Source organism: Corynebacterium sp. H78 (assembly GCF_037572275.1).
Classification (GTDB): domain Bacteria; phylum Actinomycetota; class Actinomycetes; order Mycobacteriales; family Mycobacteriaceae; genus Corynebacterium.
This window is the reverse complement of sequence record NZ_JBBHKX010000003.1, coordinates 315,653-341,100: the sequence shown is the minus strand read 5'-3', so window position 1 is coordinate 341,100 and position 25,448 is coordinate 315,653. Positions and strand designations below refer to the sequence as shown.

Annotated in this window: 20 protein-coding genes; 18 read left to right on the top strand and 2 right to left on the bottom strand. The window is 56.1% G+C overall.

Going from position 1 to position 25,448, the window contains the following annotated elements:
• From sucB to WG934_RS08025, 6 genes are all read left to right on the top strand, one after another.
• Positions 1 to 1,214: 2-oxoglutarate dehydrogenase, E2 component, dihydrolipoamide succinyltransferase (sucB, locus tag WG934_RS08050; protein ID WP_339989621.1), on the top strand; the 1,214-nt coding region annotated here is incomplete at its 5' end.
• Positions 1,215 to 1,511: 297 nt separating this feature from the next.
• Entirely contained in the window at positions 1,512 to 3,089 is a 1,578-nt protein-coding gene (locus tag WG934_RS08045) for an inorganic phosphate transporter (protein WP_339989640.1), read from the top strand.
• Positions 3,090 to 3,201: 112 nt separating this feature from the next.
• The gene (gene lipB / locus WG934_RS08040; RefSeq protein WP_339989619.1) at positions 3,202 to 3,966 is read left to right on the top strand and encodes a lipoyl(octanoyl) transferase LipB; all 765 of its coding nucleotides are present in this window, start codon (positions 3,202 to 3,204) and stop codon (positions 3,964 to 3,966) included.
• Between the two features lie 59 nt (positions 3,967 to 4,025).
• Positions 4,026 to 5,072 (top strand): lipoyl synthase, encoded by a 1,047-nt coding sequence (gene lipA, locus WG934_RS08035; protein WP_339989618.1) that lies wholly within the window; start codon positions 4,026 to 4,028, stop codon positions 5,070 to 5,072.
• Between the two features lie 74 nt (positions 5,073 to 5,146).
• Positions 5,147 to 5,929, top strand: a complete 783-nt coding sequence (locus WG934_RS08030; RefSeq protein ID WP_339979633.1) for a DUF4191 domain-containing protein — start codon at positions 5,147 to 5,149, stop codon at positions 5,927 to 5,929.
• A gap of 226 nt (positions 5,930 to 6,155) precedes the next feature.
• Entirely contained in the window at positions 6,156 to 7,775 is a 1,620-nt protein-coding gene (locus WG934_RS08025) for an aspartate:alanine exchanger family transporter (protein ID WP_339979632.1), read from the top strand.
• 132 nt (positions 7,776 to 7,907) lie between these two features.
• On the opposite strand, the gene WG934_RS08020 is transcribed toward WG934_RS08025, so the two are convergent.
• Complete coding sequence (locus tag WG934_RS08020) at positions 7,908 to 8,426, bottom strand: RDD family protein (protein ID WP_339989617.1); 519 nt, start codon at positions 8,424 to 8,426, stop codon at positions 7,908 to 7,910.
• Between the two features lie 241 nt (positions 8,427 to 8,667).
• Here WG934_RS08020 and glnA (WG934_RS08015) point away from each other — a divergent pair, with 241 nt between their 5' ends.
• From glnA (WG934_RS08015) to WG934_RS08000, 4 genes are all read left to right on the top strand, one after another.
• Positions 8,668 to 10,104: a type I glutamate--ammonia ligase gene (gene glnA / locus WG934_RS08015; RefSeq protein WP_339979629.1), complete on the top strand. Its 1,437-nt coding sequence runs from the start codon at positions 8,668 to 8,670 to the stop codon at positions 10,102 to 10,104.
• Positions 10,105 to 10,323: 219 nt separating this feature from the next.
• Positions 10,324 to 10,896 (top strand): LppP/LprE family lipoprotein, encoded by a 573-nt coding sequence (locus WG934_RS08010; protein ID WP_339989616.1) that lies wholly within the window; start codon positions 10,324 to 10,326, stop codon positions 10,894 to 10,896.
• A 459-nt stretch (positions 10,897 to 11,355) separates the two neighbouring features.
• Complete coding sequence (locus WG934_RS08005) at positions 11,356 to 12,216, top strand: PRC and DUF2382 domain-containing protein (protein ID WP_339989615.1); 861 nt, start codon at positions 11,356 to 11,358, stop codon at positions 12,214 to 12,216.
• 373 nt (positions 12,217 to 12,589) lie between these two features.
• Positions 12,590 to 12,760 (top strand): PspC domain-containing protein, encoded by a 171-nt coding sequence (locus WG934_RS08000; protein ID WP_339979659.1) that lies wholly within the window; start codon positions 12,590 to 12,592, stop codon positions 12,758 to 12,760.
• Positions 12,761 to 12,802: 42 nt separating this feature from the next.
• On the opposite strand, the gene WG934_RS07995 is transcribed toward WG934_RS08000, so the two are convergent.
• A complete protein-coding gene (locus WG934_RS07995) occupies positions 12,803 to 13,720 on the bottom strand; it encodes a 2-dehydropantoate 2-reductase (protein WP_339989614.1) in 918 nt (305 codons plus the stop codon).
• Between the two features lie 245 nt (positions 13,721 to 13,965).
• Between WG934_RS07995 and WG934_RS07990 the strand changes: the two genes are divergently transcribed.
• The 8 genes from WG934_RS07990 to WG934_RS07955 all read left to right on the top strand — a co-directional run bounded on the left by WG934_RS07990 (position 13,966) and on the right by WG934_RS07955 (position 25,446).
• A complete protein-coding gene (locus tag WG934_RS07990; RefSeq protein ID WP_339989611.1) occupies positions 13,966 to 16,071 on the top strand; it encodes a glucose PTS transporter subunit IIA in 2,106 nt (701 codons plus the stop codon).
• A gap of 9 nt (positions 16,072 to 16,080) precedes the next feature.
• Positions 16,081 to 16,941 carry a PRD domain-containing protein gene (locus tag WG934_RS07985; RefSeq protein ID WP_339979622.1) on the top strand — a complete coding sequence of 287 codons (861 nt, stop codon included), beginning with the start codon at positions 16,081 to 16,083 and terminating at the stop codon, positions 16,939 to 16,941.
• A 26-nt stretch (positions 16,942 to 16,967) separates the two neighbouring features.
• The gene (locus WG934_RS07980; protein ID WP_339979621.1) at positions 16,968 to 17,234 is read left to right on the top strand and encodes an HPr family phosphocarrier protein; all 267 of its coding nucleotides are present in this window, start codon (positions 16,968 to 16,970) and stop codon (positions 17,232 to 17,234) included.
• 7 nt (positions 17,235 to 17,241) lie between these two features.
• Positions 17,242 to 18,939: a phosphoenolpyruvate--protein phosphotransferase gene (gene ptsP / locus WG934_RS07975; protein ID WP_339979620.1), complete on the top strand. Its 1,698-nt coding sequence runs from the start codon at positions 17,242 to 17,244 to the stop codon at positions 18,937 to 18,939.
• A 509-nt stretch (positions 18,940 to 19,448) separates the two neighbouring features.
• Positions 19,449 to 20,603 (top strand): tyramine oxidase subunit B, encoded by a 1,155-nt coding sequence (locus tag WG934_RS07970; protein ID WP_339979619.1) that lies wholly within the window; start codon positions 19,449 to 19,451, stop codon positions 20,601 to 20,603.
• A 150-nt stretch (positions 20,604 to 20,753) separates the two neighbouring features.
• A complete protein-coding gene (gene glnA / locus WG934_RS07965; protein WP_339979657.1) occupies positions 20,754 to 22,163 on the top strand; it encodes a type I glutamate--ammonia ligase in 1,410 nt (469 codons plus the stop codon).
• A 95-nt stretch (positions 22,164 to 22,258) separates the two neighbouring features.
• Positions 22,259 to 23,050 carry a TetR/AcrR family transcriptional regulator gene (locus WG934_RS07960; protein WP_339989609.1) on the top strand — a complete coding sequence of 264 codons (792 nt, stop codon included), beginning with the start codon at positions 22,259 to 22,261 and terminating at the stop codon, positions 23,048 to 23,050.
• Entirely contained in the window at positions 23,047 to 25,446 is a 2,400-nt protein-coding gene (locus WG934_RS07955; RefSeq protein ID WP_339989607.1) for an ABC transporter permease, read from the top strand. The genes WG934_RS07960 and WG934_RS07955 overlap by 4 nt, the downstream gene beginning before the upstream one ends.
• Positions 25,447 to 25,448 lie beyond the last annotated feature (2 nt).

Sequence of the window (25,448 nt, the reverse complement as noted above, 5' to 3'; positions counted from 1 at the left end):
CAGGCACCCTCGTTGAAATCCTCGCTGACGAAGACGACACCGTCGACGTAGGCGCAGTCATCGCACGAGTCGGCGATGCCAACGCAGCTCCAAAGGCAGAAGCAAAGAAGCCAGAGCCGAAGGAAGAGCCTAAGGGCGAGGATGCTGCTCCTGCAGTCGAGCAGGACGAGGCACCGGCCGAGAAGCGCGCAGAGGCTAAGGAAGAATCCAAGCCTGCTCCGAAGGCTGAGGAGAAGAAGCCAGAGCCTAAGCAGGAAGCGCCTAAGCAGGAAGCACCAAAGAAGCCTGCAAAGGCCGATGGCCCATACGTCACCCCACTGGTTCGTAAGCTGGCTGAAAAGCACGGTGTTGACCTGGCAAACGTAGAGGGCACCGGCATCGGTGGTCGCATCCGCAAGCAGGACGTGCTCCGCGCAGCTGAAGGTGGCAGCACCGAGTCTGCAGCTCCACAGTCGGCAGCGTCGACCGCAGGTGTTCGCCCAGAACTCGCAGAGCTGCGTGGCACCACCCAGCGTGTTAACCGCATCCGCGAAATCACCGCTGCAAAGACCCTTGAGTCCCTGCTAACTTCCGCTCAGCTCACCCAGGTCCACGAAGCCGACATGACCGGCATCTGGGATCTCCGTGCAGCTAAGAAGCAGGATTTCCAGGACAAGCACGGCATCAAGCTGACCTTCCTGCCATTCTTTGCAAAGGCAGTCGTCGAGGCACTTGTTTCACATCCAAATGTGAACGCTTCGTGGAACGACAAGACAAAGGAGATCACCTACCACGACAAGGTCAACCTCGGCATCGCCGTGGACACCGAACGTGGTCTGCTCTCCCCTGTCATTCACGATGCACAGGACATGTCGCTCCCAGAGCTGGCCGCTGCCATCGTGGACATCGCTGACCGCGCTCGCAACAATAAGCTTAAGCCAAACGATCTGGCTGGTGGCACGTTCACCATCACCAACATCGGTTCCGAAGGTGCGCTCTCCGACACCCCAATTCTGGTTCCGCCACAGGCTGCCATGATGGGCACCGGCGCGATCAAGAAGCGCCCAGTCGTTGTGTCCGAGCAGGGCGGTGACTCCATTGGCATCCGCGCAATGGCGTTCCTCCCACTCACCTACGACCACCGTCTGGTCGACGGTGCTGATGCTGGCCGCTTCATGACCACCGTTGTCGACCGTCTGCAGGTCGCCAACTTCGAGGGTGACCTTGAGCTCTAAGCTCACTGTGTCGCAGTAGCTTGACGACGACGCCCCCGGCTCTTTGGAGCCGGGGGCGTTTTCGTCGTAACGTGCTTTCCCTATTGATATACAAATTATCAATAGGTGAAAAATGTTTTCCTAGAGTTAACCTTTGGGATTTTTTAAGGTTAAGCCTTTTCAAGGTTTTCCTTACCCGCATACGCCACAATGCTTCCTTGTCGAGCTGCGCATTCGTGCAGCTCTCCATCTATGTATGAGACAAGGAACCTAGGAATGACGACTGTGAAAACAGCGCCTGATCCCGCACCTGTCGGCATGAGTGCGCCCGTGGACACGAGCAACAAATGGTGGCATCTGTTCTTCGGTGCCTTGATGTCTGTCACGCTCATTATCTTTGCGTTCTGGTCTGTCGACTTCGTCGGCCCAGAAGCAAACATGATTATCTTGTTCACCACTGTTGCGTTCGCTATCTTTATGGCGTTCACAATCGGCGGTAACGATGTCGCGAACTCTTTCGGCACCTCTGTTGGTGCCGGCACTTTGAGCCTGAAGCAGGCTCTTGTTGTTGCGGCGATTTTTGAAGTTTCCGGCGCTGTGTTGGCTGGTGGCGAGGTTACGGATACCGTCCGCTCGGGCATCGTTGACCTTGATGCTATTAACGGTCTTGACCCGATGGAGTTTGTCTTCATCATGATGTCGTCGCTGCTTGGCGCAGCGATTTGGCTTCTGGTCGCGACTCGCATGGGCTGGCCAGTTTCTACCACGCACTCCATCGTCGGCGGCATCGTCGGCGCTGCGCTGACCGTTGGATTTGTCACCGGCAAGGGTGGCTGGTCGATGGTTCAGTGGGGCGAAATCGGCATGATCGCTGTGTCGTGGGTCTTGTCTCCACTGCTTGGTGGTGTTGCAGCATTCTTCCTGTTCGGTGCTATCAAGAAGTCCATTCTCGTGTACAACGAGACTGCTGATGTCCGTCTTCGTGAACTCAAGCAGGAAAAGGCCGAGCTGAAGAAGACTCACAAGACTGCTTTCGATCGCATGACTGAGCTGCAGCAGATCTCGTACACCAACGCGATGGTTCGCGATGCAACGACGCTGCAGGAAGATGACTGGACACCAGAAGAACTTGAGTCCGACTACTACAAGAACTTGGTCGCGATCGATTCGAAGGCTCAGGACGTCAACGCGCACCGCGCACTGGAAACGTGGGTGCCGGTTCTCGCTGCCGGCGGTTCTATTGTCATTTCCGCAATGATGCTGTTCAAGGGCCTGAAGAATCTTGAACTGGGTCTGTCGAGTCTGTCCAACATTCTGATTATGGGCATGATCGCTGCGGTCGTTTGGATGGCTATCTACATCTTCGCTCGTTCCCTGAAGAAGTACGACCTGAACCGCTCCACCTTCCTGCTGTTCAGCTGGCTGCAGGTGTTCACCGCGTCGGCCTTCGCGTTTTCGCATGGTTCGAATGACATTGCAAACGCGCTTGGGCCATTCGTCGCTGTTCTCGATGTCCTGAAGACTAACGCGATTTCTTCTGAGTCCGCAGTCCCATTGCCAGTCATGGTCACGATGGGTGTCGCACTGATTACCGGCCTGTGGTTCATCGGTCGATTCGTCATCAAGACCGTCGGTTCCGGCCTCACCGAAATGCACCCAGCATCTGGCTTCTCCGCTGAGCTCGCTGCAGCCGGTGTCGTCATGGGCGCTTCGCTGCTGGGTCTTCCAGTTTCTTCGACTCACATTCTGATTGGCGCTGTCCTCGGTGTTGGCATCGTCAACAAGGCTGCTAACTGGAACCTGATGAAGCCAATTGCCATGGCTTGGATCATCACCCTGCCGGCAGCTGCAGGCATTTCTGCGCTGACGGTTTCTATCCTGCGCGTCGCATTCTAGTTCTCTTCTCCCCGCGCTTCACGACGGCACCTGTGAATTCTCACGGTGCCGTTTCGTGCTTTTTGGGTCCCTTGGCCAGTGTTGTGTCTGCAGGGGTATCCTTTAGGGCACCATGACAGCTCCACGCAAACCTTTTACTCGGGCAGATCAGCCAATCCGCGCAGCTCACGATGACATTGAGATTCAGCGACTGGGTCTCGTCGACTATATGGAGACGTGGCACAAACAAGCGGATCTCGCTATGGCACGTGCCGAAGGTGCCATTAGCGATCAGATTTTGGTTCTCGAGCATCCAAGTTTGTACACCGCAGGCAAGCGCACCCAACCTGAGGATCGCCCTACTAATGGGTTACCGGTCGTTGATGTCGACCGTGGCGGACGCATCACGTGGCATGGCCCTGGGCAGCTGGTCATGTACCCAATTATCAAGTTGGCCGAGCCGGTCGATGTTGTTGACTACGTTCGTCGTATAGAAGAAGCCTTGATCCAGGTGGTGCGCGATGCCGGTATCAAGGATGCGGGTCGCGTTGATGGCCGATCGGGAGTGTGGGTTCCAGCGTCGGATGGCAAGCAAGATCGGAAGGTAGCGGCGCTTGGCATTCGTGTCACGCATGGTGTCACAATGCACGGGTTGGCACTGAACTGCGATAACACCACTGAGTTCTACGATCACATCGTCCCTTGCGGCATCAAGGACGCCGGCGTGACGACGTTGTCAGCAGAGCTCGATCGCGATGTGACAGTGGACGAGATGATCGAGCCACTTCTGCGTGCCTTGATCGATGCTTTTGAAGGACGGTTGACGGTCGCTGATCATTCGTTTGCGGCGGCACCGGATCCGACGAAGGGTCTCATTCATATCCGCACGGGCAAGTGACTGTACAGCGCCGATCACAGCTATTAGCAACCTATCAATTTCGAATGTAGGGTGAGATTGTGTCTATTACTCCTGAAGGACGTAAGTTGCTTCGCGTTGAGGCTCGCAATGCTGAGACTCCGATCGAGGTTAAGCCGCGCTGGATTCGAAACCAGGTGAAGACTGGTCCCGGATACCAGGACATGAAGAATCGTGTGAACGGGGCGTCGCTGCACACTGTGTGCCAAGAGGCTGGTTGCCCGAATGTTCACGAATGCTGGGAGGATCGCGAGGCGACGTTCCTCATCGGTGGCGATAAATGTACTCGTCGCTGCGATTTCTGCCAGATCAATTCAGCCAAGCCGGATCCGCTGGATCGTGACGAGCCACGTCGCGTCGCCGAATCTGTCTGCGAGATGGGTTTGCGCTACGCCACCGTCACGGGTGTTGCTCGCGATGATCTGCCTGATGGCGCATCCTGGCTCTACGCCGAGACGTGTCGTCAGATCCACGAGCTCAATCCGAACACTGGTGTCGAATTGCTTGTCGACGACTTCCGTGGCGACCTCTCTGCTGCCGAAGCAGTTTTTGAAGCGAAGCCAGAGGTTTTTGCGCACAACGTAGAAACGGTTCCACGCATCTTCAAGAAGATCCGCCCTGCGTTCCGCTATGACCGCAGCTTGGAAATGATTTCGCGTGCTCGCGAAGCCGGTTTGGTCACGAAGTCGAACCTGATTTTGGGCATGGGTGAAGAGTCATCCGAGATCCTTGAGGCAATGCAGGATCTGCATGATGCTGGCTGCGATATCTTGACCATTACCCAGTACTTACGCCCTACTCCGCTGCACCACCCTATCGACCGTTGGGTGAAGCCGGAGGAGTTCGTTGATTTGTCTGAGGCAGCCACTGAGATGGGCTTCCTTGGTGTTATGGCTGGACCGCTGGTCCGTTCGTCTTACCGTGCAGGCAAGTTGTACGCACGAGCAATGGCGGCACGTGGCCAGGCGTTGCCGGAGAATCTCGCTCATTTGGCTGAGGCTGAAGACAGTACGACGGCTCAGGAAGCGTCGTCGCTGTTGGATCGTTACGGCGCGTCGGAAGATACTCCAGTGGTTTCGTTCAGCTAGACCTAGTGGCACTTCGCTCTTTTGCGGAGTGCCATTTGTCGTTATTCCCGGTGCATGGCTTAAAGTGAAGAATTATGGCGAATAATGAGGAACTGAAGTCCGCGAAGAAGGCCCAGCGCGCTGCGAAGAAGGCACAACGCAAGCAGCAGTATGGCCAGATGTGGGAAGCGTTTAAGCTCCAGAAGTCCCGCGACAAGAAGTTGATCCCACTGATGCTGCTCTGCGTTTTGGGACCAATGTTGGTGCTCCTTCTCATCGGCTTGCTTATTGGTGGCGCATGGGCGTGGGTATTGCCGTTCACAGGTCTGATGATCGGCCTGATGATCGCTATGTACGTCTTCACCAAGCGTCTGGAAAGCAGCTTCTTCTCGGAGGCTGAAGGCCAGACCGGTGCCGCTGCGTGGGCGTTGGAGAACATGCGGTCTGGTGTTGGCATTGTCTGGCACACCAAGCCTGTTGTGCAGGCTGACCAGAGCATGAATGCTGTCCACCGCGTTGTCGGTAATCCAGGCGTCGTGCTGGTTGGCGAGGGTGACGAATCCCGCGTCAAGCAGATGATCGCTCGTGAAAAGCGCGCTCTGGCTCGCATCGTTGGCGACACTCCTATTTACGAAATCATCACTGGCACCGAGGAAGGTCAGGTTCCAGTGAAGAAGTTGCAGCGCGAGATGATGCGTTTCCCTCGCAATCTGAACAAGGACGAAGCCAACGCTTTGAACGAGCGCGTTGAGTCGATGGATCGTATTCGCGATGCTCGCAACAACATGCCGAAGGGTCCCCTGCCAAAGGGTGTCCGTCAGCCAAGCATGAACCGTCGCACCCGTCGTGCTGCAGAGCGTCAGAACCGTCGCGGTTAATTTCCCCGCTTGATGTAATTTTCTGCGGCTAGAAATCACCGCCTCGTTGGTTCCTCAATTGGGGGTATGATTTCTACCTCATAGCCATTGTTTTCGTATGAAGACAATGGCTTTTTCGTCTCTTTAGGCGCTTCCGCACCGTCAATAGCGTCCCAAAACAAGTATCACTCGTGCAGTCAGCTTCTGTTATGGGTAGTAATCCGCAATCTGTGCCACGATAGGGATCGTGCAGATCTTGGTCGAAAATCAGTTATTAGCTCTCATCGTCATCATGTGTGTGGGGCTCGCTCTTGGCCAAATCAAAATTTTTGGTTTCAAGCTGGGCGTTGCCGCAGTGCTGTTCGTGGGTTTGGGCTTGGCGACGTTGGAGCCGGGCATTCAGATTCCTCCGCTCATTTACATCGTGGGCTTGGCTCTCTTCGTCTACACCATTGGCTTGGAGTCCGGTCCGGAGTTTTTCGCGTCTTTAAAGTCGGTGGGTATCCGGCACAATATTTTTGGCTTCATTGTCCTGGCAGTCATTGCTATTGAGGCATTCTTGCTGGTCAAATTCCTACCGGTAGATTCGGTCGAGGGTGCTGGCACGTTTACTGGTGCGTTAACCAATACGCCGGCAATGGCTGCAGTCGTAGATGCGTTGCCAACCTTGTTTACTGATCCCGACGAACTGCAGGCAAAGCTTGAGATGCCTGTGATTGGCTACTCGTTGGCTTATCCCATTGGTGTGCTTGCGGTGATCGCGTCGATCGCAATCATGGCGAAGGTGTTTCGTATCGATCACCAGCAGGAGGCAATCGACGCTGGTGTTGCTGCGAAGCCACTGCATACGCGTGACATCCGGGTTACTAAGCCAGGTCTTCCTTCTGTGACGGATATGCCACATGAATTCAAACTCGACATCATTGTGTCTCGTATCGAGCACAAGGGGCGGCTATTCGTCCCAGAGTTGGGAGACACTGCAGAGGTCGGCGATGTCTTGTCAGTCGTGTGTACAGAAGAAGAGCTGCCACTGGCGGTAGAGAAGATTGGCGAACTCGTTCCGGGCGACCCTACGCACGACACTCGTCTCGATTTCCGTCGCATCTTCGTGTCAGCACCTGATGTCTGTGGCACTCCACTGTCGTCGTTGCACAAGAAGATGGAGGGCATGATTATCACCCGTGTCCGTCGTGGCGACTTGGATATGGTGGCCTCTCCAGACATGAAGCTCGAGCTCGGTGACCGAGTCCGAGTGGTAGCAACCCCTGATCGCATTGATCGCGCAACGAAGTTCTTCGGTGACTCCTACAAGAAGTTGTCGGATGTCAATCTCTTGCCCATGTTCGTGGGTTTATTGCTTGGCATTCTCGTCGGCATGATTCCGTTCCCTATGCCTGGTGGCGGAAGCTTGTCGTTGGGTTCTGCTGGTGGCCCTCTCATTGTCGCGCTGATTCTGGGCGCGCTTGGTCGTACCGGACCATTGGTCTGGCCAATTCCGTACTCTGCCAATTTGGCTTTCCGCACGGTCGGTTTGGCGCTCTTCCTCGCCGGTATCGGCACAACAGCTGGAAAGGGATTCAAGGAAGCATTGGCTCAGCCATCATCGCTGGTGGTTCTTGGCTTGGCCGCCATCATCGCCTTTAGCTCGGCATTGGTCACGCTGATTGTTGGCTACAAGTTCCTGCGCATTCCATTTGGACAGACCGCGGGCATTCTTGCAGGCCTGCAAACGCACCCAGCTGTGCTCACCTATGTCAACGATCAGGCGAAGAACGAGCTGCCCGGAATGGGCTACACGACGGTGTATCCGATGGCGATGGTCGCCAAGATCGTCTTAGCGCAGATCCTCATCGTGGCGCTCGTGTAGTACGCCAGCAAAGCGCTCACTGCACACCGCACAGCAAAGCATCATTTCACAACGAAGCCCCTCACCCGCCGTCCACATGTGGATGGAAGTGAGGGGCTTTGGTGTCCCTGGGCGTCGTAATGCGAAAGCTTTCTAGCCGACGATGACCGCAGTACCGGTGGCGCGATCGTGCATTCCGCGCATATCCGAGTCGGTGATGGCTGGCGGGAGAAGCAGCAAGGTCAGGAAGCTACGGCCAAAAGCGCGAAGGAAACCAACGCGTTCACCGGGATGGTCAACGCGAGCTACACCCATGCGAAGCACAGCTTGGCCAGGAGTGCGTGCGAACAGCCACACGGACACCGTGCCCAGAATGAGGAAAATCACGGGAGTCCACGTTGCGGTGAAGGACTGCCAGGCAATGAACGGATCCTGAAATGCCTCGAGCTGCTTCTCCGAAGGGCCGACAAACAGGTATGGGATGACGGTGATGATGAGGCTGATAAACCAGTCGATAAGAATGCCACCCACACGGCGCATCAATGTCGCCTGCGAGCCCGGGCCGGATGGAGCAAGACCGAGCTTCTCGCCGGGGTAATCAGAGAGTTTCTCGGGATTATCGTACTCGCCTGGAATCTGCGGACCGTCGAGCCAGCTACCTTTTTCTGCCATGGCTCCATAGTTTAGCGTCCCCTAGTTTGGAACCAACGCGCAGGATTGATGAGGTACATGGGGCGACGTTTTTCCTGCGCACAGGCCGGTGCCGAGTCAGAGTCTGGACGGCAGCTACCGTGCCCCGGAAGTCGAATGATATTTCTCGTTCTCTTTTCGTTAGAATTGAATTTACGTACCAGCCGTATTACTACCGAGCCCCAACTATGGGCTGCGGCAGGGTCTAGTAAGGAGACCGTAAATGACCTTCAACTCCCCAGAAGAAGTCGTCGCTTATATCCGGGAGGAGAACGTCGAGTTTGTTGACGTTCGATTCACTGACGTTCCCGGCACCGAGCAGCACTTCACCATCCCGGCATCTGCATTCACTGAAGATGCAATGGCCGAGGGACTGGCGTTTGACGGTTCGTCGATTCGCGGCTTCACCACCATCGATGAGTCCGATATGTCTTTGCTGCCTGACCTCGCAACAGCAAAGATCGACCCTTTCCGCAAGGCAAAGACGCTGAACATCAAGTTCTTCGTCCACGACCCTTTCACCTTGGAGCCGTTCTCGCGTGATCCTCGTAACGTCGCGAAGAAGGCAGAGGAATACCTGATTTCGACGGGTATCGCCGACACCTGCTACTTCGGTGCCGAGGCCGAGTTCTACGTCTTCGACAACGTGAAGTTCAAGACGGATACGAATTCCGGCTACTACGAAGTCGATTCGTCCACTGGCTGGTGGAACCGTGGCAATGACACTGAAGCTGATGGCTCGCCAAACTTGGGATACAAGGTTCGTACCAAGGGGGGCTACTTCCCTGTCGCTCCGTATGACCGCTTCCAGGATCTGCGCGATGAAATGAGCCTCGAGCTGGCGAAGGCTGGTTTCGTGTTGGAGCGTCAGCACCATGAGGTCGGCACGGGTGGCCAGCAGGAGATCAACTACAAGTTCAACTCCATGCTCGCTGCAGCTGATGATCTGCAGACGTTCAAGTACATCATCCGCAACACTGCGTGGCGTAACGGCCAGTCGGTGACCTTCATGCCAAAGCCACTTGCTGGCGACAACGGCTCGGGTATGCACGCTCACATGTCGCTGTGGAAGGATGGCGAGCCACTTTTCTTCGACGAGTCCGGCTACGCAGGTCTGTCCGACATGGCGCGCTACTACATCGGTGGCATCCTGCACCACGCAGGTGCTGTGTTGGCGTTTACTAACCCAACGCTGAATTCTTACCACCGCTTGGTCAAGGGCTTCGAAGCCCCAATCAACCTGGTGTACTCGCAGCGTAACCGCTCTGCTGCTGTCCGTATCCCAATTACTGGATCGAACCCGAAGGCCAAGCGTGTCGAGTTCCGTGCTCCAGACCCATCCGGCAACCCTTACCTGGGCTTTGCTGCGATGATGATGGCTGGCCTCGACGGCATCAAGAACCGCATCGAGCCACACGCACCAGTGGACAAGGATCTCTACGAGCTGCCACCTGAGGAAGCCGCCGGCATCCCACAGGCACCTACCTCTCTTGAGACTGCGCTGGAAGCGCTTCGCAATGACCACGAGTTCCTGCTCGAAGGTGATGTCTTTACCGAGGATCTCATCGAGACCTACATCAACTACAAGTACACCAACGAGATTGAGCCAGCTCGCCTGCGCCCAACTCCACTTGAGTTTGAGATGTACTACGACTGCTAGTTTCTAGCTTTACGACGATCGCCCCTTTCAGGTTCCACCTGGAAGGGGTTTCGTGGGTTTCGGAGGCATCGCGCCCTCACTACTTGTGGCAGGGACCACTATTGAATCTCCTTCACCATTCGGGCTATGAATGGGGTACGGGATCATCCCTGAGCATTTCGATTCCAGTCTCAAGGCTCCTTTGAGGCCAAACTCTGCTTGCAGAGAAGAAAGGAAACTATGCCCATCTACGACCGTCCCGATACCCCGATTTTCCCAATCTCTCTTGCCCGCTCCTTCGCCACTGGCTTCGTTGCGCTAGGACTTGGTATTGCTTCTGGATCGTTGGCAACCGCCGCACCCACGGTTTCGCCTGACGCTCCAGCACCCACGGAAGCCGCACGCTCGACCCAAGAGTGCGGAACACTGCCAGGCGAGGTAGCACTCTCCCAGGCAATCGACTCCGCTAAGTCTCACGGCCATATTTCAGATGCTGAAACGTGGGTCGAAGATACCTACCTGTCAGCCCCTCACAACCCTTGCGCTGACTTGTCAGCAAAGGTCATCACGGTTGAGGGAGGTACTGGTTCGAGTCCGCAGGCAGTTCTTTTCTTCCACAAGGGCGAATACGTGGATGTCGCACCGGTGCCAGCCGGATTCCACGCCGCATCTGAGTGGGGTACGCGCACAGGCAACGTCGCAAAGGCCTTCCCGAACGGTTCCAACGAATTCGAAGTCCACTGGACACATCCCCAGAAGAAGGACCTGCCCTTCTGGTACACCTACCGCGATGGAATGATTCTCGTGAGCTAGTCATGCGACGACTCAGGCACATGTCGGATGTGACGTTCAATTGTGTGGATTTCACTCCGATTGGCGATCGAGATTGGAATCGCATACGCCCCACAGGCAACACAATGGGGCTGCAATTTTGATATTTACCAAACTGCAATTCTATTCACCCGTTTGAGGTTTCGAGCCAATAAAAATGCAAGGTGAACCGAAAAAACGGACCCGGACCATTTCTTTATATCAACATTCATTTATCGGGTGATAATGGAATTAATAGTTCCCCTACCTGCGGAAATTGGGCTGCGAAATGCAACCGATGTCGTTTACGGTGGGAACCACGTTGATAGCAACGAGCTAGCGAGAGCGATAAGCGCTCTTGCAGATCGAAGAAATCAACAAGGGCGAAACTCCCTAGAGATAGACAGCACGACGCACAGCCAAACGGTTGTGTGAAGCAGTCCACGAAAGGAAGTTCCACAAATGACTACCGAGAAGAACATCAAGGACCTTTTCAACTCCACCGCTTACGACCGCAATGGCGACAAGCTTGGCGACGTTAAGGAAGTCTACGTTGATGACAACTCCGGCCAGCCAACCTTTGTTGAGGTCGGACACGGTCTCTTCGGCATGGGCTCCAGCCTGGTGCCAATGCGAGGCCACCGCTTTGAGGGCAGCAACCTGAACCTTGCGTTCTCGAAGGATCGCATCAAGGATGCTCCAGATCTTGGCAAGGACAATGTCCTGACCCCATCGGATCAGAAGCGCATCTACGAGCACTACGAGCTCTCTGACACCCAGGACACCGAGCGTTACCGTCGTGATGGTCGCGATGGCCTGCATGACGATCGTCACCGCGAGGCCGGCATGGGCGCAGGTGCAGGCGCTGGCCTGACCGCAGACCGCGACCTGGATCGTGATCGTGACTTCGATCGTGACCGCACCGCTGACGACGCAGTTGTTCGCTCCGAGGAGCGCCTGAACGTCGACAAGGAGCGCGTTGAGACCGGCGAGGTACGCCTGCGCAAGCACGTCGTGACCGACACCGAGACCGTCGAGGTTCCAGTCACTCGCGAGGAAGTTCGCATCGAGCGCGAGCCAATCACCCGTGACGAAGCACGCCACATGAACACCGATCTTGGCGACGATGAAGCTTCGGTCACTCTGCACGAGGAACGCGTCAACATCCAGAAGGAAACCGTTCCAGTAGAGAAGGTTGGCCTCGCAAAGGACAAGATCCGCGAGACCGAGACTCACACCGAGGAGCTCCGTAAGGAGCAGATCGAGACTGAGGGTGTCGATGGCCTGGATCGTCACAACGGCCGCCGCGACGACCGTATCTAATTAACTCATTGAGTTAGATCCAGTCTGTTACACCAAACGCGCTCTCCACATGGAGAGCGCGTTTTTTGGCCTTCGTTGGTTTTCGTTTTAAACACGTACCCCTCAGGCACTGGCACCAACGTGCGCACAGCCGATTTAGCCATTTCCGCATTTCCGGAGTGGGAAGAATGGAAATGGCCTGCGAATCAGGTTAAGCAACTACCTGCACGCCAACACCACCGAGAAAGTAGCGTGCACGCTACTGTGCAATCGTCGTCAGGGAAATACAGTCATAGACATGAGCACAAACAACACCAATCCATTCGGCAATCCAACCAATTACCCGGCATACGGCGCCGATGGCCTGCCATTGCAAACGTCACGTGACCAGCTGATGCGCTCGTCCCATGACAAGATGCTTGCGGGTGTTCTCGGCGGTTTCGCGGAACGCTACAACGTCTCCTCTACCCTGCTCCGTGTCCTGTTCGTTGCATCGTTTCTGCTGCCAGGACCACAGTTCCTCGTCTACATTGCGGCGTGGATCATCATGCCGAAGCGTTACTAATCGCTTGACAACCGAAGTGTCAGCTAAGGCAATCCAGCTGCACTAACACTCACCAGCAGTGATTCGACCATCAAGCGCACCGTGGACAAGATCCAGCAACGGAGTGTCCACATCCACTCGGTCGCCCATGCGTCGAATCGCTCCTACTTGTGCGTCTAGCTCGTTGGCAACACCGTCATAAATATCGCGCTGCATTGATGTCGTATTGTCCGGGCCTTGCTGATCTCCGAATGCCAGCGTCGCTTCAACAATGTCGTCGGCAAGCGGAACCCCATGACCACGTGCAACCTGCTCGGCTTCGCGGATCAAGGCTTCGAAGCTGTCGCGGAGTTCAGTCCGCAAGTAGCCGATTGGTTGTCGCGCCAGCGCACCCAGCGCGCCGAATGTGGATACGAACATGGCTTTGGTCCAGATGTCGACCCAAATATTCGGCAAGTGCTCCCCTCCCAAACCTGCATCGTGCAAGTCTGAAATGAGCTTGTCGACGAGCTCACTTGGACGTCCATCGAATGTGCCAATGTTCAGACTTTGTGGGCCGGGGCGGAACTCAACGACTGCTGGTCCGGTATGGATGAAGAAGCCCCGAATGATGCCGGGCAGGACGTTGTCCTCGCCGAATTGCTCGGCTGCCAGGTGTGGGACTTCGACGGAATTGTGAGTTGTCACGATAGGCACGCCAGCGGGAACAGCTGGGAACGTATCCTGTCCCGGCAACGCTTTGGTGCAGACGAGAATGACGTCGACGTCGCCAAGTTCATCCCAGTTATCTGCGGCTTTGACCTGCAGAATCTCTTCGACTCCATTTTCGTCAATGAGCCTGAGACCTGTGGTGCGAAGCGTTTCCAGTGTCTTGCCTCGGGCGAGGAAACGGACGTCCTTGCCAGCCTTCGCGAGACGGCCACCGAACCATCCACCGACTGCTCCAGCACCAATAATTCCGATTCGTAGCGCGTCAATCATGGCTCCATTTTGCCAAAACTATGCGACTGGTTGTCTCTTATGTCACTAATCGGGACAGCCTCTTGCATTGCTCACAAACCCGGGGTTAAACTCAATGGCAGTAGACATACAACCCAGGGTTGTTACTCGAAAGAGGCAAGACCTGAGGCTCCACTTCGTGGTGCTTCAGGTCTTTTTTGTTTTTCTAGGTGTCTCTAGAAGCTTCTTTCCTGCCACGGCCCTGGCCTTTCGAAAGAGGGATTTCCATGGGCACCAAGTTAGCCCCAACAGCAGAAGGCATCGTTGCCGGCGTTGGCGGCGTAGACAATATCCGTAGCCTGACTCACTGTGCTACCCGACTTCGCTTCGAGCTCAACGATGGCTCGAAGGTCGACCAGGCGAGCGTCGAAAAGCTCGACGGCGTCTTGGGCGCGATCCCACAAAGTGGCGATCGCTACCAGGTCATCATCGGCGGTGGCGTCGAATCGATGTACAACGAAATCAAGCGCTTGCCAGCGATGAAGAACCGCAACGCTGCTGCCGGCGGCGACGACAAGTCCGATGCTGATGTCAAGGCAGAAGCTCGTTCAAAGGTTCATGGCAAGTACTCGTGGCTCGACAATTTCTTTGAGTACCTGTCCGATTCCTTCCGCCCACTGCTGGGCGTTTTGCTCGGTGCTTCGCTGATCATTGCGTTTGCAGCTGTCATGGATGCGCTTGGCATCGTTGACTTCCGCGCAGAGGACAAGGCAGCATCGTGGATCTTCGTTGATGCTATGTGGCGTGGCGTGTTCTACTTCCTGCCAATCATGGTTGCGTACAACGCCTCCAAGAAGCTGAATGTTGACCCGTGGCTTGGTGCCACGATCATGGGTTCACTGATGACACCAGAATTCATCAAGCTCTCGGACCCAGAAGCATTCGCGGACACGGTATGTACCACGAACGCAACACTGGGCACCGAACAGTGCTCGACCACGATCTTTGGTCTTCCGCTGCAGCTCAATGACTACTCCGGTCAGGTCTTCGTGCCGTTGATCATGGTGGCGATCCTCGCGGTTGTGTACAAGGGCTTGAAGAAGGTCTTCCCAGAGAACGTACAGATGGTATTCGTACCTTTCTTCTCCATGCTGGTCATGATTCCACTGACAGCATTCCTCGTCGGACCACTTGGCGTCTGGCTCGGTAACGGCCTCGGCGAAGGCCTCGCCTGGATGAACAACAACGCACCGTTCGTCTTTGCTATCGCAATCCCATTGATGTACCCATTCCTCGTTCCATTGGGTCTGCACTGGCCACTGAACGCTCTGATGCTCATGAACATTCAGACCTTGGGCTACGACTTCATCCAGGGCCCAATGGGCGCATGGAACTTTGCTTGCTTCGGTGCCACCGCTGGTGTTCTCGTCCTGTCGATGCGTGACCGTGACGTGCAAATGCGTCAGACCGCTACCGGTGCACTCGCTGCCGGCCTGCTGGGTGGTATCTCTGAACCTTCCCTCTACGGTATTCACCTCCGCTTCAAGAGGATCTACCCTCGCATGCTCATCGGCTGCTTCGCAGGCGGCTTGACCATCGCTATCCTCGGCGCACCATTCCACGGCGTGAAGACTCAGGCCTTCGCATTCACTTCTCTGCTCACCATCCCAGTCTTCGATCCAATGTGGGTCTACGCGATCGCAGTTGCTGTTGCATTCTTCGTCGCAATGTTCGCCATCATCCTCACTGACTACCGCACCCCTGAAGAGCGCGCCGCAGTCCTCGCAGCAGCAGGCACCACCACCGGCGACGCAGCTGTCGCAGACGCTGCACCAGAATCCGCTCCAATCGCAGGTGCTACTGCTGCCTCGGCTGCTACCGCAGCTTCCGTTGCTTCCGCAGACTCTTCTGACACCGCTTCTACAGTCTCCGAAGACGGCGTTGTCGAAGTCGGCGCACCACTTGCTGGTCACGTCGTGAGCCTCGATGAAGTCGACGACAAGGTCTTCGCCTCCCGCGCGCTTGGCGACGGTGTCGGCATCAAGCCATCTTCGTCGGAAGTAGTTGCACCAGTCTCGGGTGTGTTGATGACCGTCGCAAAGACCGGACACGCATTCGGAATCAAGACCGACGATGGCGTGGAAGTTCTCGTTCACGTTGGCCTCGATACGGTCAAGATGAAGGGCGAAGGCTTCACGGTCAGCGTCGAAAAGAAGCAGCGCGTACGTGCGGGTGACACCCTTGCTTACGTAGACTTTGAAGCAGTAAAGAATGCTGGCTACGACACCACCACGATCATGACTGTCACCAACACGGCGGCTATGCAGACGGTGGAGCCACTGGCTGGAAATGATGTGGCTGCTGGCCAGAGCGTCATTAAGGTAACCCTGTAAAGCGAAGTCATGGAAGTCCTGCGAGTTTTCAACAACAACGTGGTCTTGGCTAAAGACACTTCCGGTGAGGTCATCGTCACCGGACGTGGGCTTGGCTTCAAGGCCCGCCCGGGGGATCCTGTCGATCCGGCAAAGGTAGTACGGGTCTTCGTTCCCTCCGACGGTCGCGACCCCGACCACATGGCTGAACTCCTCGCAGGAATTCCGATCGAGCACATCACGCTCATGACCTCCGCGATGGCTGAGGCTGGACTATCGACGGCAGCGTCGCAAAGCCCAACCCTGCTGATGGCTCTGGCCGATCACATCGGACTTGCCATCGCCCGCACTCAGTCCGGACAAACAATTGAATATCCATTGCTTGGCGAAGTTCGGAATCTCTACTACGCCGAATACCAGCAGGCACTCGACATGGTCGAATATGTGAACTCGCAGCTTGACGACGTCGAGTTGCCTGACTCCGAAGCCGTCGCCCTGACGCTTCATCTTGTCAATGCTGGTTTTTCGTCCGGCGACTTGTCGTACACGTACACGATGACGGGCATTCTTCAACAGATGTTGAATGTCATCGAGCAAACATACGACATCACGTTGGATCAATCGACGGTCAGCGTCGGCAGATTCATCACGCATCTGCGATACCTATTCGTCCGTATTCATCAGCACAAACAACTCAACAACGAGCACTCGGCAATCGGCAAAGCCATCCGCGAATCCGATCTCACCGCGTACCGTTGTGCACAACAATTGGCCACAATTGCAGAGCTTCGCCTCGGCGCGGAGCTCACCGACGATGAGATTTCCTATCTCGCATTGCACGTTGCACGCATGACGTCGGTTGAACAACGAACCCCGCAGCCGAACTCATAGTTCACTGCGCTAGAAAGGACCCCACCATGATCACCCGCACCGCTACCATTGGTTCCTCCGTCGGCCTGCACGCCCGTCCGGCAGCTATCTTTGCTCAGGCCGCAGCTGACACCGATTTCGACATTGTCATCGCCTGCGACGGCGAAGAAGCCGACGCTGCCAGCGTCCTCGAAGTCATGACTTTGGGCGCTAAGAACGGTGACGAAGTCACCCTCACCTGTGAAGACGACAGCGCAGCTGACGCTCTCGATTCATTGGCTGCACTCCTCGAGCGCGACCTGGACGCTGAGTGATTTAGCCATGACTTCGTCAGATCACACCATTCTGTACGGCATCGGCGTCTCCGCCGGTACCGGCAGCGGTCCAATCGCGAAGGTGCTTCCCGCACCTGGCGTCGACACTGCGGAACCAGCATCGACGGATCCAGAGGCTGATGGCCAGCGCGTACGCGATGCCATGCAGGCAGTCGCCGACGATCTCAAAGCACAGGCCGAGACGGCATCGCCCAAGGCTCGTCCGATCCTGGAAGCAACTGCCCAACTTGCGACGGATCGAGCCCTGGCAAAGGCCGTCGTAAAGAAGCTCAAGGCTGGCAGTGGCGTGACCAAGGCAGTGCACGACGCGGTTGAGGATTATGCGCAGCTGCTCGGCAGCCTCGGCGGATATATGGCTGAGCGCGTCACCGACCTGTATGACATCCGCGATCGCACGATCTGCGCGCTGCGTGGTTTGCCAAAGCCAGGCGTTCCGCAGCTGACCACGCCGACAGTTCTGCTTGCCGACGACCTTGCCCCCGCAGAAACCGCCACTCTTGATCCGAAACTCGTGATTGGAATTGTCACCGAGTTCGGTGGCCCCACCAGCCACACTGCCATTCTTGCTGCACAGCACGGCATTCCCGCTGTCGTCAAAGTTGACGGTGTGATGGATGCGGTAGCGGACGACACCATCATCGCTCTTGACGGTGGTGCTGGTGAAGTCATCCTCAATCCGTCTGCTGCTGAAGTTGAGGAGCTTGCTATTCGGTCGAAGCGTCGTGAAGCTGCGCTCGCTTCTTCCGCCGGTGCCGGACAGACTGCTGATGGATACCCGGTGAAGTTGCTCGTCAACATCGGTACGGCTGACGACGCCGCTGCTGCGGCCAAGGAAGACGTTGAAGGCGCAGGCCTGTTTAGGACTGAGTTCTTGTTCTTGGATCGTGATGATGCGCCGTCGCTGGAAGAGCAGACAAAGACATACACGCAGGTACTGGAGGCTTTTGGTACTCGTCGCGTCGTGGTTCGCACTCTGGATGCCGGTGCCGACAAGCCGCTGAGCTTTGCTGACCTGGGTGAAGAGGAAAATCCAGCGTTGGGTCGTCGCGGTTTGCGCTTGTCCATGGCACGCGAGGATTTGCTGGACACTCAGCTTGAAGCTCTCGCAGCCGCGTATAAGGCGACCGGATCAATCGCGCACCTTCGAGTGATGGCACCGATGGTGGCAACCGTCGAAGAGGCTGAATGGTTCGTCGCTAAGGCTCGCGCCGTTGGATTGCCGAAGGTTGGCATCATGGTGGAGGTTCCGGCTGCTGCTATTCGCGCTGATCAGTTGCTGTCTATTGCCGACTTTGCGTCGATTGGCACCAACGACCTGTCGCAATACGCAATGGCCGCAGACCGAATGCAGGGCGCTCTGTCCGAGCTGCTGTCGCCATGGCAGCCGGCACTCCTGCAGCTGGTGAAACTGACCTGCGCTGGTGGCACCGCAACGGGTAAGCCAATCAGTGTCTGTGGTGAGGCAGGCGGTGATCCTCTCTTGGCACTGGTGCTTGTTGGCTTGGGAGTCTCTTCCTTGTCGATGGCCCCGGGTAAGGTATCGGCTGTTCGCGCTGCATTGAAACTGCATGATCGCACGACATGCCAGCAGATGGCTGCTTATGCGCTCGATGCCCGCACAGCTGCAGACGCAAAGGCTGCGGTAGAGGCGCTCGCGCATCCACGGTTGAAGGATTTGCTGTAGTTCAATCGATAGACGGCTGGTCATCAGTGACGGCGCTTGCAACGCAAAAACTGAGTGGCCAGCCGTTTTGTGTTGCATACGCTGTACGGGATTGCCCTGTTGCAACTCGCACTCCTGTCGACGCTAATCTTCTCCAGATCAGTGATCCACACCACAAATACCATTTCAATTCGATAACTTTTTACCGTAATTCACCCACTTAGGCATGTTTCACCTAACAATCGCCCTGCATTTTATGTAAGTTCGTTAATAGTTCGATTTAGTTTTTAGCGAAACATACTTGAGTACGATTACGGACCATTCCAGATACTTCAAGCACGGCTTGTCGCATAAACCGCATCGAACACGCGCTTGAGGTTTTCCGGCCAAGACGGTTGCGTTGAGGGACATTTTCCTCCGCCTACCTGGTGCCGTTGTACACCTTGGCTTGCTTTTGTTTCTCGGTGCGTAGCTGTGTGGGTATCTGACAATTGAACTGTGTGGTTTCCGTAGTCTATGGAAAGGCATCTTTGACCTCCTCACAGGATTCTCCACGCATCGACTTTCTCTACCTGAGCGAACCAGACATGATCGAAGCCGGAGTTACCGACTCCGCAAAGTGCGTGGACACGATGGAAGAAACCCTCATCCTGCTTGCTCGCGGTGACTACCGCATGGCTGGCGCTTCTGCGAACTCTCACGGCGCACAGATCAACTTCCCGGAAAACCCTGAGCACGACGGCATGCCAGCCGACGGCCCGGACCGCCGTTTCATGGCCATGCCCGCTTACCTGGGCGGTCGCTTCAACGGCACGGGTGTCAAGTGGTACGGCTCGAACGCGGAGAACCGCGCCAACGATCTGCCACGCTCCATTCACGTTTTCGTTCTCAACGACACCGTGACCGGTGCCCCAAAGGCAATCATGTCCGCGAACTTGCTGTCCGCGTACCGCACGGGCGCGGTTCCTGGCGTCGGCGTGAAGCACCTCGCACTGGAAAATTCGAAGACGGTCGGCATCATCGGACCTGGTGTTATGAGCCGCACCATCTTCGACGCTGCCCTCACCCAGCGCCCAGGCATCAAGAATCTGAAGATCAAGGGTCGCTCTGCCGGCTCCACCCAGCGTGCCGCTGACTTCTTCACCGAGAAGTACCCAGAGCTCAACGTCACCGTCGTTGATTCTGAACAGGAAGCAATCGAGGGTTCCGACATCGTCATCGGTGGTACCTCCACCTCGAAGGACGGCCCAAGCGGATTCCCATATTTCAAGAAGGAATGGATCAAGCCAGGCGCACTGCTCCTGTGCCCAGCTGCTGCTCGTTTCGACGACGACTTCATCACCTCCGACGACGCGAACCTGGTGCTCGACTACACCGGTCTGTACGAAGAGTGGTTCAACGAGAACGGCCCAGACGTGACCTACGAAGACCTGCTGGGCATTCCTGGCAACCGCTGGTGGGACATGACGGAAGAGGGCACCCTGCCAAAGGAGAAGCTTGTCAATATCGGTGACATCGCCGATGGCAAGGCTCCAGGCCGTCAGAATGACGAGCAGATTTTCTGCTATTCCATCGGTGGCATGCCTGTGGAAGACGTAGCGTGGGCAACAGATGTCTACGAAAACGCATTGGCGAAGGGCATCGGCACGAAGCTCAACCTCTGGGAGAGCCCAGCTCTGTCCTAGTTGACTCTTCAGTCGCTGCCCTACGCACCTCAACCCACCCCTAGCGGCTTGTTAGGAGCCGCCATCATCGTGTCTTCTCAGACTCCCCGTCCATCGTCCGCAACCTCCCCGCAGTCTCCGCAGCCTCAGGCCACAACAACGGCTGAACTCATCGAGTACATCAAGAAAGAAGATGTGCAGTTTATCGATGTTCGGTTCACCGATGTTCCCGGTGTCGAGCAGCACTTCTCAATTCCGGCTTCGGAGTTCACAGAAGAATCCGCCGAGGAGGGGCTTGCTTTCGATGGTTCCTCTATTCGCGGATTCGCATCAGTCGAAAACTCCGACATGCATTTGCTCCCGGATCCCCAGTCAGCTCGACTGGATCCATTCCGCGAAGAGAAGACTCTGAACCTGCGCTTCTTCGTGCATGATCCGATCACGCGCGCTCCTTTTAGCCGTGACCCGCGAAATATTGCACGGAAGGCTCAGGAGTACCTGGTCGATACCGGCATTGCAGACACCTGCAGCTTTGGTATCGAACCAGAGTTCTTCGTGTTCGACTCAGTTCGGTACTCGACTGGGGTCAATCAGTCCTTCTACGAAGTTGATTCGGAAGAGGGCTGGTGGAACCGCGGGAACAAGACACGTATTGATGGAACGCCGAACTTGGGCAATAAGGTTCGCGTCTTTGGTGGCTACTTCCCTGTCGCGCCGTATGACCAGACGGTCGGAATTCGCGACCGCATGGTTCGTCGCCTCATCGATTACGGTTTCACCATCGAACGCTTCCACCACGAGGTGGCAACGGGTGGCATTCAGGAGATCAACTACCGCTTCGATTCTCTTCTTCGCGCAGCCGATGATCTGATGTCGTTCAAGTACATCACCAAGAACACGGCGAAGGAAAATGGCATGGTTGCATCCTTCATGCCAAAACCACTTGCCGACGACGGCGGTTGTGGCCTCCACGCCCACCAGTCACTGTGGAAGAACGGCAAGCCACTTTTCCACGACGAGGACGGCTATGCAGGTCTATCCGACATGGCCCGCTTCTATATCGGTGGTCTGCTCAAGCACGCGGGCGCAATTTTGGCGTTCACTAACCCAACGCTGAATTCGTACCACCGCTTGATTCCTGGCTTCGAAGCTCCAACGAGCCTCGTGTACTCGCAGAGTAACCGCTCGGCGGCAATTCGTATTCCGCTTACCGACGGCAACCCGAAGGCAACTCGCATTGAGTTCCGTGCTCCGGACCCATCGGGCAACCCGTACTTGGGATTCTCGGCGATGCTGATGGCTGGCCTTGATGGCATCAAGAATCGTATTGAGCCATCGGCGCCCGTCGATAAGAACATCTACGAGCTGCCACCGGAGGAATTGAAGGACATCCCTCAGGTGCCAACTTCCTTGGAAGAGGCGTTGGAGGCGCTGCGTGAGGATCACGAGTTCCTCACCGCTGGCGATGTGTTCACGGAGGATTTGATCGAGAGCTACATCGATTACAAGTGGCAGCATGAGATCCTGCCGGATCGCAAGCGCCCGACTCCGCACGAGTTTGAGTTGTATTTTGACTGTTAGTTTCTAGCTTCACGACGATTCGCCCCGTGGCCAGTTTCACACTGGTTACGGGGCTTTTTCGTTGCCTAACCGACCGACGGTCGGTAGCATTGGAGGTGAACCGACCGGCAGTCGGTTTGCAGTTCACATTGCACTGGAGCTACAGCATCGGAGTGGGAGCCGTCGTCATGGTTGGCAAGCAATCGAAGTCGCCCGGACACTCACCTCGCATTTCTAAACCAACGAGCGTGCGCCGAGCTGAGATCGTCGATGCAGCGGCGCGGCTTTTCGCTCAACAGGGGTTCGTGCACACGTCTGTGCAGAACATCATTTCTGAAGTTGGCATAGCCAAGGGCACGTTCTATCACCACTTCTCTTCTAAGGATGAGGTATTGTCGGCGATCGTCGACAAGCAAGTGGCCATCGGCATTGAACGGGCGCGGGAGGTTGCAGCCCGGCGCGATCTAGATATCCCAACGAAATGTTTGTTGGTGGTTATCGCGCAGAATCCGCAGGGTGAAGAGGCGTTGATACTCAAGTATTTGGATGAGCACCCGGAAATCCATCGAGCGAGCACACAGCGGAGCATAAATGCGACTGCTCCGATTCTGAGTTCGGTGGTGAAGGAAGGAATTGCGGAAGGGATTTTCGATGTCTCTCATCCGGATTCCGTCATTGAGCTGCTGCTCGCCAGCCTCATTCCTGCTGTTGACAACGCCACTGAGGATCCCGCTATTACGGCTATCGCTGATCCGGAGCTTCGTGAACGAAAGACCCATGAACTTATGACTGAGCGTTTGAACGCTGCGCTCACCATTATCGAGCGTTCGCTTGGCGCTGCACCGGGCACCATCACCGCACCAGGAAGCGCCATTTTCGGGATCACACACCAGGAGTCCCCCTCATGAACACGCGCATACCACCACCAAAAGCTCCTAATCGCACCGGGAGTATCACCAACCGCATAGTACGAACTGACCTGCGTAAATCGGTCGGGATCAACATCATGTTGATGCTGCTGATGGCATTGTCCGTTCTCCTCGCCGCAACGGGCGCATCCATTGTCACAACCCTTGCTACAGCAGTCGATGATCTCTTTGAAGTCGCGAAAACCCCTTCCGTTGTCCAGATGCACGCGGGGACCTTGGACATGCAGAAGGACCCGGCGCGTATCAATGAGTGGGCACTGAAACGCGACGATGTCACAGCAACACACGTCGTCGAAATGCTTCCCGTTGACAACTCCCAGCTACTTTTCAACAACACCGCGAACACTGAAGATTCGCAGGACAATTCGCTGGTCACGCAGAACTCGTCCATGGATATCCTGCTGGATCTGGATAACAAACCTCTCAGCGTCGCCCCCGGTGATATCGCAGTGCCGATCTATCACCGCGAACGCCTCGACCTGCAACTCGGCGACACCGTCACCGTTAAAGCTGGCGACGTGACCCACGACTTCACCGTCAGCAGTTTCCTTCGAGATTCGATGATGAATCCGGGGCTGGCGTCGTCGAAACGCTTCCTTATTAACGACAAGGATGCAGATACTCTTCGCGACCACCTTGGTGCGCCGGAGTATCTCATCGAATTCGCATTGACCGATAGTGCGAACAAGCGTTCATTCCAGCAGGACTATGCGGAATCCGGGCTGCCGGCAGACGGAATGGCGCTGAGCAGTGACGACTTCAAGATGCTCACTGTCCTATCAGATGGCATTCTCGCTGCCATTGTCATCGTTGTGTCGCTTCTGCTGCTGACCATTGCGGCATTGTGCCTTCGCTTCGCTTTCCTGACTACAGCAGAACAGGATCGCCACGAAATCGGTGTTATGAAGGCAATTGGCATCCCTTCGCGCACCATCAAAAGCATCTATTTGCGTAAATACGCTCTCCTCGCCGGTGCAGCGACTGTGCTTGGCTTCCTTGGCACCCTGGTTTTGACGCCGTATCTCACCGAGAACGTCGCCATGTACAACGGCACCACCCACACCGGACTTGCCGGATTCATCATTCCCGCGATCCCCGCACTTCTAATGCTGGGTGCGTTCATGTTGTTCACACAGCTCCTTCTGCGGAAAATCAACCGAATCCCCGCACTCGATGCGCTGACGTCGCCAGCTGCTGCCACAGCTCACCGGTCACGACTCTCACTCCACACTTCACGGCGAACTCCGCTGCATATCCGTCTCGGCTTGATGGATGTTCTCGGCCGTGCACGCACCTACGCCCTTACAGCATCGGTGTTCATTGCCAGCGCTTTCATCATGATTGTGCCCATCAACATGGCAACAACCATCTCCGATGAGAGTTTCATCTCCTACCTGGGTATTGCTCGATCGGATGTGTACATCGACCTGCGCAGCTCTGCCGACGGCATGGAGGAGCGCTTTGACAGCGCGCGTGAAGAACTCGCTGCACACCCTGATGTAGAGAAGGAAGTCGGATTTGTCACCAGCGGTTACGAGTTCTTCAACGTCGCCGAAAACGAATGGATATCGCAGTCGATTCAGAACGGAGACCACAACGTCTTCCCCGTCACCTATACCGACGGTGTGGGGCCAAAGAAGGACACCGACATCGCCCTGTCCTGGGCGACCGCAAACGACCTGTCCGTAAAAGTTGGCGACACCGTTAAGTACCGGGACATCGGAACGGACACTAGTCATACACTGACCGTCTCCGGCATCTATCAAGATGTCACCAACGGTGGTCGCACCGCCAAGGCCAATCTCGGCAAGGACTCTGGAACACCCATGGTCTACACCATTGCCGTGGGTCTTCGTGACGGCGCAAATGCTGACGCACTCATCCGCGAATGGTCGGACTCCTTCGCCCCGGGGCGCGTCGCAAAGTCCACGGAACTCGTCGAGCGATCCTTGTCCGGCACCATTTCGCAGGTCAAAACGGCAGCCACAGTGTCAACGATCGTGGCCGCAGCGCTCGCCGCGTTGATGACGGCCTTGTTTACGCAAATGCTGCTCGCACGCGACAAGCTTCCGATCGCTATTCAGCAAATGATTGGCGCCTCGAAACATGACATTCGCGTTCAGTACGTGACCCGAATGTGGTTGATTCTTGCAGGTGGCGTCATTGCAGGCACTGTTCTGGCAAACCTGCTTGGTCCTCTGTTGATTGGCTCTGTGTCTCGTTTCCTTGGGGCGTCGAGCATTGACTTCGTCGTCAACCCGTGGCTGACGTACCTCGCATGCCCGCTCTTCCTCTTCGTTGCGGTGGGACTCTCCGCCGCCATGGCAACATCGGCAGTCAAAACTGCCTCGGCAACTGACTTGGCAGGAGAATAGTC